The sequence below is a fragment of the Nocardia amamiensis NBRC 102102 genome, assembly GCF_001612745.1.
GTDB classification, from domain to species: Bacteria; Actinomycetota; Actinomycetes; order Mycobacteriales; family Mycobacteriaceae; genus Nocardia; species Nocardia amamiensis.
This window is the reverse complement of sequence record NZ_BDBA01000287.1, coordinates 1-9907: the sequence shown is the minus strand read 5'-3', so window position 1 is coordinate 9907 and position 9907 is coordinate 1. Positions and strand designations below refer to the sequence as shown.

At 70.2% G+C, this 9907-nt stretch carries 11 protein-coding genes and 1 pseudogene; all 12 read left to right on the top strand.

Annotated features, from left to right (window positions below; all coding sequences use genetic code 11):
• Positions 1 to 237: pseudogene (locus tag NA4_RS41790) on the top strand (insoluble domain protein); the annotation flags it as partial.
• On the top strand, positions 234 to 1487 hold the full coding sequence (locus tag NA4_RS35530; RefSeq protein WP_084497748.1) for a cutinase family protein: 1254 nt from the start codon (positions 234 to 236) through the stop codon (positions 1485 to 1487). The pseudogene NA4_RS41790 and the gene NA4_RS35530, both read left to right, overlap by 4 nt.
• 1 nt (position 1488) lies before the next feature.
• Positions 1489 to 2631: a lipase family protein gene (locus NA4_RS35525; protein ID WP_067480007.1), complete on the top strand. Its 1143-nt coding sequence runs from the start codon at positions 1489 to 1491 to the stop codon at positions 2629 to 2631.
• Positions 2632 to 2708: 77 nt separating this feature from the next.
• Positions 2709 to 4208: a cutinase family protein gene (locus tag NA4_RS35520; RefSeq protein ID WP_067480005.1), complete on the top strand. Its 1500-nt coding sequence runs from the start codon at positions 2709 to 2711 to the stop codon at positions 4206 to 4208.
• Positions 4209 to 4332: 124 nt separating this feature from the next.
• Positions 4333 to 5043 carry a DUF8176 domain-containing protein gene (locus tag NA4_RS35515; RefSeq protein ID WP_067480003.1) on the top strand — a complete coding sequence of 237 codons (711 nt, stop codon included), beginning with the start codon at positions 4333 to 4335 and terminating at the stop codon, positions 5041 to 5043.
• 3 nt (positions 5044 to 5046) lie between these two features.
• Complete coding sequence (locus tag NA4_RS35510) at positions 5047 to 5700, top strand: hypothetical protein (RefSeq protein WP_245671743.1); 654 nt, start codon at positions 5047 to 5049, stop codon at positions 5698 to 5700.
• Positions 5697 to 5993, top strand: coding sequence for a hypothetical protein (locus tag NA4_RS35505; RefSeq protein WP_067480001.1), 297 nt, complete (start codon positions 5697 to 5699; stop codon positions 5991 to 5993). Before NA4_RS35510 ends, NA4_RS35505 begins: the two co-directional genes overlap by 4 nt.
• 3 nt (positions 5994 to 5996) lie before the next feature.
• Positions 5997 to 7001, top strand: a complete 1005-nt coding sequence (locus tag NA4_RS35500) for an alpha/beta fold hydrolase (RefSeq protein WP_067479999.1) — start codon at positions 5997 to 5999, stop codon at positions 6999 to 7001.
• Positions 6995 to 7231: a hypothetical protein gene (locus NA4_RS35495; RefSeq protein ID WP_067479997.1), complete on the top strand. Its 237-nt coding sequence runs from the start codon at positions 6995 to 6997 to the stop codon at positions 7229 to 7231. The genes NA4_RS35500 and NA4_RS35495 overlap by 7 nt, the downstream gene beginning before the upstream one ends.
• Positions 7232 to 7254: 23 nt before the next feature.
• Entirely contained in the window at positions 7255 to 7893 is a 639-nt protein-coding gene (locus NA4_RS35490) for a DUF8175 domain-containg protein (RefSeq protein ID WP_157129507.1), read from the top strand.
• Positions 7894 to 7907: 14 nt separating this feature from the next.
• Entirely contained in the window at positions 7908 to 8708 is an 801-nt protein-coding gene (locus NA4_RS35485) for a DUF8175 domain-containg protein (RefSeq protein ID WP_067479995.1), read from the top strand.
• Positions 8705 to 9907, top strand: a 1203-nt coding sequence (locus NA4_RS43415) for a TrbL/VirB6 family protein (protein ID WP_067479992.1), incomplete at its 3' end; no start/stop codon positions are given. The genes NA4_RS35485 and NA4_RS43415, both read left to right, overlap by 4 nt.

Genomic DNA, 9907 nt, shown 5'->3' with positions numbered 1-9907 from the left:
GGTGGCCTGATCGGCGGCACTATCGGTGGCATCGCGGGAGCCGCGCTGGGCACGGTGGTACCGGTGCCGGTCATCGGGACGGTGACCTCGGGTGTCGCTGGAACAGCGCTTGGTGCCGCGGCCGGTGTGGCTGCGGGTGCCGCGGTCGCCGGTGTCCCGGCCGCGGTCGTCGGCGCGGTCGCTGCGGGCACGGTCGGCGCCGGATTCGGCGCCGGGGTCGGAGTCGGGCAGCCATGAGCACGGCGACGACCCATCATGCACGCATCCTGTCCGCTGCCGCGGCGGTTGCTACCGCGCTCGGCCTCGCTGCGACGACTACCGCCGCTGCTGGCCCTGCTGCGGCGGTGCCGATCGGTCCTGGATGCCCCGCGCTGTACGTGCTGGGCGTGCAGGGCACCGGCCAGTCCTCACCGACGGCGGACCCGCTTGCGGATACGGGCGTCGTCGGTGCGCTGATCGCACCGGTTCTGTCGGCTGCTCCCGGGCTGGTGCAACGGTCTTATATCTCCTACGGCGCCGGGTTCGGTGGCGCGGTGCCCGGCGGTGGCCCGGATCCGTATGTCGTGTCGGTGACCGACGCCCGCAACCAACTCGACGCCGCCGCCACGCAGATCACCGATACCTGCCCGAACACGATGATCGCCGGGATCGGCTATTCCCAAGGCGCACAAGCAGTATCGAGCTTCGCCCGGGACATCGGCGCAGGCGCCGGTCCGATCGCGCCCGAGCGTATCGCCGGGATCGCGTTGTATGCCCATCCCGACCGCGCCCCGGACGCCCCGATCTTCCCCGGACGACCCGGACAGACGGTGCCCGACCCCGCCCCGGGGACCGGCGGTGCCGCGGTCGCCGCCATCCAGATCTCCAACCCGCCCGCCGGTGGCGGCGGGATCGCCGATGGCGCAACCAGCTACGGGGCGCTCACCGGCCGGGTCGCAGACATCTGCACGGACGGCGATCTGGCCTGCTCGGCACCCGGGCGGGCCGCGCTGCTGCGCGTGGGAGCCGAAATCGCCGCCCAAGCCGACCTGCGCGACCCGATCGCCGCCATCGGCTCACTCGGTGCTCTGCTCTCCGCGGCGCTGGGCGACACCTGGACCACCGTGGTGCTGGGCGACTTCCAGGTCGGCGGCGGCAACGTCGACTACGCGCCACAGCTGCCGCTTGCGGCACGGTTGATCGACGCCGCAGACCCCCGCATCCCCGCACCCAGCCCGCACGACGGCGACGTTGCCGCTGCCCGGTGGAACGAGATCAGCGGCGCCGTCGCCGCGAACCCGATCGGATTGCTGCCCAAGCTCGCCGGCCAACTCGCCGCGGCCTGGGGCCAGCTGGTTGCCGATAACGCCGACTTGGTCAATCCCGCGGTCCTGCTTCGCTACCTCGACACCGTGGCCCGCCACAACAACTACGCCACCTCAGGGCAGCTCGCCTCGGGCATCGCCTGGATGGTCGCCCTCGCCCACGACATCGCCGGGAGCCACTGACATGACCGACCCGACCACCCCGGATGACTTCTACCGCAGCCCCGCACTCGACTTCACCCCCCGCCCGGGGGAGATCCTGCGCCGCCGCGCGGTCACCACCCCGCGCCTGCCCGGCGCCAACCGTGCGTGGCAGCTGGTGTACGCCACCCGCACCGGGTTCAGCGGCCCTATCCCGGCATCGGGCATCGTCATTACCCCCGACATCACCGCATCCGCGGGTCCCAGCCCGATCTTGCTGTACTGCCCGGTATTTCACGGTCTCGGTGGGCGATGCGCACCGTCGCAGTTGCTGGCGGGGGAGGGCACCGAACCAGAGACCGGGTTCATCGCGACCGCTCTCGAGCGTGGCTGGACGGTGGCCGTGCCGGACGGTTTGTGCCACGGCCTGACCGGCCTGGGCCCACACCAGTTCCTGGCCGGAGGCGCCGCCGCGCATGCCGTGCTCGACCTCGCACGCGCGGTGCGCACGCTACCGGAACTGGACTCCGACCAGGCGCCGTGCGCGGCGTGGGGTTATGCCGACGGCGGGCGCGCCGCGGTCTGGGCTGCCGAACAACAGCCCCGGTATGCCCCGGAGCTGGATCTGCGCGGCGTCGCCGCCGGTGCGGTCGTCGCCGACCCCGGGGCGCTGATCGCTGAAATCGACGGCGGGCCCTGGGCGGGACTGGCGCTGGCCGGACTGATCGGCCTGGGCCGCGCGTATGCGCATCTCCCGATGGGACACCTGCTCACCGACGACGGCCACGAAACCCTCGAACGCGCCGGAGAACTCGACGCGGCGGAGCTGCTGGTCGCCTACCGCAACACCCCGTTGGGGCGCTGGTGCGAGCGGCCTGACCCGTGGAACGACGCGATGTGGCGCTACGCCTTGGCGAATGAGACCAGCGGCCGTGCCGCCCCGCAGGCGCCCGTGCACCTGTATCACGGCACCGAAGACGCCGTCGTCCCCGTGGGCATGGGACGCAGCCTGTTCGCCGAATACCGCGCCCTCGGAGTCGATTTGAGCTGGCGCGAATACACCACCAGCCATATCGGCGCCGCCGCCGACGGCGCCGCCGAAGCCGTCGCCCGGCTGGCCAGCTACCTGCATCGCAGACCCACGACCGCCACCCGCTCGGCACCACCCAGCCCGCAGACCACCTGAATCGCCTGCCCACACCTCGAGCCCCTCGCCGGGGTGCGGGCAGGCCCCCAGACCAGACAGATCGAGGTCGAAAGTCCATGCACCTCCACATCACCAGAACACCGACACCGCGGCGCGCCGCAGCGACGGTCCTCGCGTTGGTCACCGTGTCGGTAGCCGGTGTCGGCACTGTGTCCGCCGATACCGGTGTCCCCCTCGGCGCGCGCTGCCCGAGCCTATATGCGCTGGGGGTGCAGGGTAGCGAGGAAGCCTCCCCCGACGCCGCGATGACCAGCGACTCCGGTGCGCTCGGCCTCGTGTTCGGTCCCCTCGCTGCCGCGGCGGGAGATCTCGTGCAGCGCGCCTACGTTCCCTACGGCCGCGCACCCGACGGGACGGAACTGCCGTATGACACTGCGGTCACCGCCGCCGCCGAGCGACTGGAAACCATGGCGGCCGACATCGTGCAGCGCTGCCCGGCCACGAAGATCGCCGCCGCCGGATACGCCCAGGGCGCACCCGCGGTCGCACGGTTCGCCGAGCGGGTCGGAACAGGCAACGCACAACTGGGCGCCGGCCAGGTGGCCGGGATCGCATTGCTGGCCAACCCGAACCGCGACACCGACGCACCCGTCCTACCCGGCCGCCCAGGCAGCACGACTCCCTCTGCCGCACCCGGGACCTCGGGGCAGAAGGTCGCCGAGATCGCGCTGCTCAACCTGTCGCTATCAGGAGCCGGTATCACCGCCGGAGGGCGATCAAACGACTACGGGGAGTTGACCGGCAGAGTCGCGGACCTGTGCGTTCCGGGCGACGCGACCTGCGACGCGCCCGTCGCAGGTCCCCTGGCCACCGCGGCGGCGAATATCGCTGCCCGCTCGGACTTGCGTGACCCGATCGCGGCGGTATCCACGATCGCCCAAGCCTTGTCGGCGACGGTCTACACCACCGCCGTGAACGTGGTCAACGAGGACCTGACCGGCACCAGCCTCGATCAACTGTCCTACCAGCCCGCCAAACCCCTTGGGCAGCGCTTGGCCGAAGCCTCCAACCCGAGCACCACCCCGCCCGGGCCGAACGATGCGCTGGCGGCGCTGTTCAAGATCGGCACCATCGGCTTGAACGCGGCGATCTCGGTCGCGCGAAAGGTGTTCACGCCGGCCACGATCGCTGAACTCGCAACGGTCGGCATGGCCAACCCTGTCGCGGCGGTCGCCGCGTTGGGCGCCAAACTCGCCACCGCGGTGGTGGAACTCATTCCACCCCAGACCGCCAGCCGGTGGGTCAACGAGACCTTCACCGCGATCACCAGCACCGTCACTGACCGCAGCGAGCTCTACACCCTCGCCGGTTCCGCCCAATACAGCGACACCACCGGCCGCCACGGCTCCTACCGCAGCGTGCCCGCCACACCGACCGGACGGCCAGCCCTGGCCGCCACCGCTGACTGGTTCGCCGCGCTCGCCCGCGACCTCGCCGCCACCGGGACACCACCAGTCGCACCACAGTCCACCGCCCGCTCGACGACCACGAAACCTGCCACCACCTCCAGCAGCCCGGCCACACCCGCGGCCCCGACATCGAGCGGCGGACCCTGAAGACCCCTTCGGGCGGAGCGCATTCCGCAGACGTACCCACACCCGGTCTGCAGATTCTCCCCTGGCACCCCGCCCGAAGGGCCCTGCACCGGTCACCAACCCCATCGAGGAGGTGAAACCCGATATGCCCAACACCCACACCGACACCGACCCTCAGCACGGTTGGGGCTGGCTGCACCGCAGCGAACCTACCGCCCTGCAACCAATCCCGCACACGGTCGACGACCCGGACGCCGATGGCAAGCAATGGCAGTGGATCACCCAACAGCCTCCCCCGCCACCACCCTCACCGCCGCTGTCGGGATCGTGGCGCACGCGGGTGCCCCCGCGCGTCTGGATAGGACTTGCCGCCGCACTCGGGGTGGCCACCGTGCTCGTCGGGGTGGGAATCAACTCGGTCACCGACCAACCCGACACCATTACAGCGATCCCCACCCTGACCGCGGGCCCCCCGACAACCACGCCACCCTCGGGCGGCGCGTGCACCGGGCTATCGGGGCAGACCGTCACCGACACCGCAGGCGACACCCACAGCCACGCCGGGGTGATCGCCGCGTTCGAGCACGCCTACTACACCCAACGCAGCGCCGAGGCCGCACTGCGACTGGTCGCACCCGAGGCCGGACTCGCGCCCGAGGCGCTGGCGGCGGGCATCGCCTCCATCCCGGCCGGCACCATCCACTGCGTCGCGATCACCCCCATCGCCGACGGTGTTGCCGAGGTCCACCTGGTCGAGCGCCACCCCGACGGGCAGCGAATGGACTACCTGCAACTGATCAACGTCCGCCACGACCCCCTCGGTTTCGTGATCACCAATATTCAGAAGCGGGGCTGAGGAATGGCCGCACCGCTGCACCTGCACCACGACGACCCCACCGCGGGAACGAATCGGCTCGAGCCGGGCACCGTCGCCGCCCCGGAACGGCTGGCGCCGGTACGGGAGACCCCGCTACCGACCACGGGAGCGCACCCACCGTTGTTCGCCGTGCTCGGCGCGCACGGCGGCGCCGGGACCTCCACCCTGGCGCGCTGGTGGGCACCCGCCGCCGATACCGGCCTGGCGTGGCCCGCCTCACCGGCGACCACGCAACACGTGATCGTCGCCGCGAGGCTATGCATGCCGGGCCTGGCCGCAGCCGCCGAACGCTTGCGCGAATGGCACGCCGGACTGGCACCGGACGGTGTGCAGGTGATCGGGCTGGTGCTGAGCGCGGCGCGCCCGGGGGGCGTTCCCTCTGTCGTGCGCCGGTATCGCGCAGTGGTCGCGGAGTTGGTCGAGAACGTCTACGAGATCGGCTGGCACGACGAACTCGTCACCCGCGAACTCGCCGACCTGGCCCAATACCTGCCATTCGACCCGGCGCCGCCGCGCCGGTCCCGGTTGCGTGAGGCAGTTCCTGCCGACGTGCACCGCGCCGGAACTCAGATCGTCACCCACCTCGCAGCCACCCGCTCCATTGCTGCACAACAGGATTCGGAGACACCGCCATGACCACCGCCAACGCGGTCGGCGAGGCGCTCACCGTGCTCGCCCAACAAATCCCAGTCACCCCGACGCCACCTCCGGGCTCGAACAGGCTCATCAACCTCGTCAACTATCTGGCCTGGATCGTCACGCTCGCCGGGGTCGCCTCACTCATCTATGCCGGCGGCAAATTCGGGTGGGAGAGATGGCATGGCGGCGCGGTCGAATCACCCAAGATCATCCTCGGTGCCCTGGTCGGCGGCATCATCGCCACCAGCGCCGGACCAATCATGAACGCCGTCGTCACCGGAGGCGGTTAAACCATGCGCGGCTTCCGGATTCATCCCCAACTCTCCACAGTCGGACAACGCGATGACCTCGACGCCTCCAGCAGCCAGGCCGCTGGCCGCGGACTCCCGTCCGCATCGGTCTCCCGACGCGACACTTTCACCGCCACCCACGCCAGCCCGTTTACCGTGGCCGCCCCGGACGGAATCCGGCTGGCAGCCAGCCACATCGGCCCAGCGTCGGCACCGGCGAGCGTGGTCTACGTCCACGGCATGCTCACCGATTCCACCTATTGGGGGCCGCTGACCGGGCATCTGCACCGGCGCCTCGACGGCGGTATCGCCCAGATCGTCTACGACCAGCGCGGACACGGCCACTCCGGGCACACTGATCCTGGAGTGCGGACCACGTTGCCGATGCTCGTCGATGACCTCGACGCGGTCCTGGCGCACGCGCACGGCGCGATCGTGCTGGTGGCGCATTCGGTGGCGTCGCTGCTGGTGCAGGCATGGGTCGAGCAGTACCCACACCGGGCTCGCGCACTGGCAGGCATCGTGCTGTTCAACGGCTGCCCCGAACTCCCCTGGCTCCCAGCCTCCGAGGTGCACGACACCGGCAGGCGTTCGAGGCGGCGGGGGAGCCAACTCGTCAGGGAACTGACCAGCTACCTGTACGAGCCGCCGGCCCGCTACGGCTTGCCGCGCCGCAGTGTATTCGCTGGCCTCGGTCGCGGCAGGAACAGCGTCAACCTCGACGCGACTTTGGCGACTCTGGCTGCCTACGGCAGCGCTGCGCTGACCGGCGAGACGGCCAGCATCCTGCGCAGCATCCCGACCTGGGTGGTGACCGGCGAACTCGACCCGGTGGTCGAACCGAGCAACTCCCGCCACCTCGCCGAACACATCTGGGGCGACTACGACAGCGTCCCGGGTGCCGGGCACTCGCTTCCGCACAGCGACCCGGCCACGGCGAGCGCGCCGATCCTGGCCGCTCTCGAGGTCGCCTACCGCACCCACCAGCAGGACGGCGGCCCATGCTGATCGCCAAACCACTTCCCGCGCAGGTTCTTTCACCGCTCACGCAGTTGCTGGGCTGGTTGTGCTGGTTCGTGCTGCTGCTGTGCATCGCTCGCGCGGTGTGGGTCGGTGGGCTGCTGGCGATCCGGATGTACCGCGAAGAAAGCGTCGAAGGACTCCTCGGCGCCCTGCTCGGCGCGGCCCTGCTCGGCTCAGCCAGCTCCCTCGCCATCGCCGTACTCCCTCCCACCTGATCCACTCGAGGAGACCAACCCCCGTGAACCCCTCCCACGCACACCGCATCGCCGTCGTAGCCGCGCTGGCATTCACCGGACCCATCGCCGCGGCCGGGCTGCTCGCCTGCGGCACCGAGAAAACCAGCGAATCCCATGGGATGCCCTCCACGGCAACAACGGCCGCACCCACGGGGTTGCGCTGGCAGCCCTTCCAAGGGGTCGAGCTTCCGGTCGCCGAACAAGGTCCCCACCACATCGACGGACCAGCAGCCACCGGATACGACCGCTCACCAGCAGGTGCCGCGCTGGCCGCCATCCACTCCACGGTGCGCATGTCGATCGCCACCGACAGCCAATGGCCAATGGTGGGCCAACACATGCTCGCCCCAGGACCAGGCCGCGACGCCTGGGCCACCGCCCGCGCCCAGATCTCCATCACCGCCCCGATCACCAATGACGCACCAAAAGTCCTGGGCTATGTGATCCTGCGCTACACCCTCGACGCCACCGACGTCGACATCTACACGATCCACCCCGACAACTCCGTCACCCGCAACCACACCCACATCCTCTGGCACAGCGACGACTGGCGCCTACAGCTACCCGATAGCCCGACCGCAGCCTCAGTCACCGCCGTCGACGTGCCACCGGCCGACATGGTCGCGCTCACGCCGCGCTGAGAAGGACCTAGCCCATGAGATCCCATCGCCTGCTGATCGTCCTGCTCGCCAGTATCACTGCCGTCGTGATCGCCGCGTTCGTGCTGACCGTCACCAACGACAACGGATCCGGCGATAGCCCCGCCGACCCCGGCAGCACGACTGCGCCTACCGTGCGAACTTTTCCTGACCTGCCGCCGAGCACGTTGCCGCCGACCACTGACCTGTTCGGCAATCGCCTGGAGGTTCCACACGAGGAATCCGGTGTCGTCCTTCCACAAGACCCCTCTGGCCGACCCGACCCCACGCGCACGGACTTCCTGACCGCCGCGCCCGCACGGATGCAGTGGCAGCGCGGCTGGGGCGGCGCCGCGCTGCCGGTATCGGGCAGCGACGGACCGACCCGCATCCACGACGGGCTCGCGACCGGATTCGCGCGCACACCCCAAGGGGCGGCCCTGGCCGCGTTCGACGCGCTCGCCCGCGCGCTGGCCGCACCCGACGGCGTCTGGCAGCAGGTCGTGCGGGAGCGCTATTACGGCGGCGGTGAAGCGCTTCTGGATCGCTTCAGCCGTTCACGTGAGCGCACCCAGAACGCCGCCCGTTACGTCGTGGTCCCCGACGGCGTGCGGGTGCAGCCCGGCTACCGCGACGATCTCGCGGTCGTGCAGTTCGCGACCCGCGACGACCTCGGATACACGATCGCGACCTGGCCGATGGCCTGGATCGACGGGGACTGGCGTGTCCGCGTTCCAGCCGACATCGAAACACTCTGGAGTCCAGGCGCTTCCACGCCGACTTTGAGTGGTTTCGGGTCGTGGAAGGCCATGCCATGACCGGAACTACCCTCGCCAGCGGCCCGATCGCCGCCGCGCCATGGCAGACGCAGCTGCCCCCGACCAATGTGTGCGACATACCTTTGGGCCCCCAACAGGCATGCGAACAACTCGGGCAGGCCGCAACCGACGCGGCGGGCTCTGCCCTGGACGACCTCGCCGGCACTCTGATGGACGCGTTCACTCGACTGCTGCGGATGGCGATGACGTGGTGGACCGACCTTCCCTCGCCGCAACTGACCGTTGCCGGGGGAGAGCCGGGTGCGGCACTGTCGGCGATCCGTGACTACAGCAGCGGGCTTCAGGTGCTGCTGCTGACGACCGGAATCATGTTCGCCGCAGCCAGGCTGGCGCTGGCCAAACGCGGCGGGGTCGCCGGCGAAGCCCAGGAAAGCTTCCTGATGCTGGCGCGAGCGGTGTTCGCGTCGATGGCCTTTGCCGCAGTGATCACCGCCGGAACCCGCGCCGGTGACGCCTTCGCCGACTGGGTCATCTTCGACGCCAGCAGCGGCGATTGGGCCGGTGCGGTCAACCGGTTGACGGAATTCGACGCCGACACCCGTACCGGGCTCGGGACCGGTGTCCTGCTGCTGGTTGGGCTGCTCGGGGTGATCAGCACGCTGATCCAACTGGTGATGCTGGTGGTGCGCCAAGCCCTGCTGATCCTGGTCGTGGCCGTGATCCCGCTGGCGGCCGCCGCGTCGGGCACCGGACCAGGCTCGCAAGCCTACAAGAAACTGTTGAGCTGGTCGTTGGCATTCGTGCTGTTCAAACCAACCGGGGCGCTCATTTACGCGATCGCGTTCACCGTGATCGGCAACGAGCAGCAACGCGATCCGCAGTTAGTGCTGCTGGGGTTGATTCTGCTGGTGATGAGCGTGGTCGTGCTGCCCGCGCTGATCCGGCTGGTGGCACCCGCCGTCGCAACGCTCGGTGGCGGTGGTGGCGCGGCGGCCGTGCTGGCCGGCGGCGCGGCCGGTGTAGCGATGGCGTCGATGGGTGATCGCTCCAGCGGCCGCAGATTGAGTGAGGGAGAGAACGCGCCCGGCGGCGCAGGAACATCCAACGGCTCATCGGCACCCGGCGGTGGCCCTCCTGGCGGGGGCGGTGGTGGCGGCGGTCGTCCGATGTCCGGTGGTAGCGGCGACAGCGGTCCTTCTGCGTCGGGAGCGGCGAGTCCCGGCGGCGCAGGCGGCGGC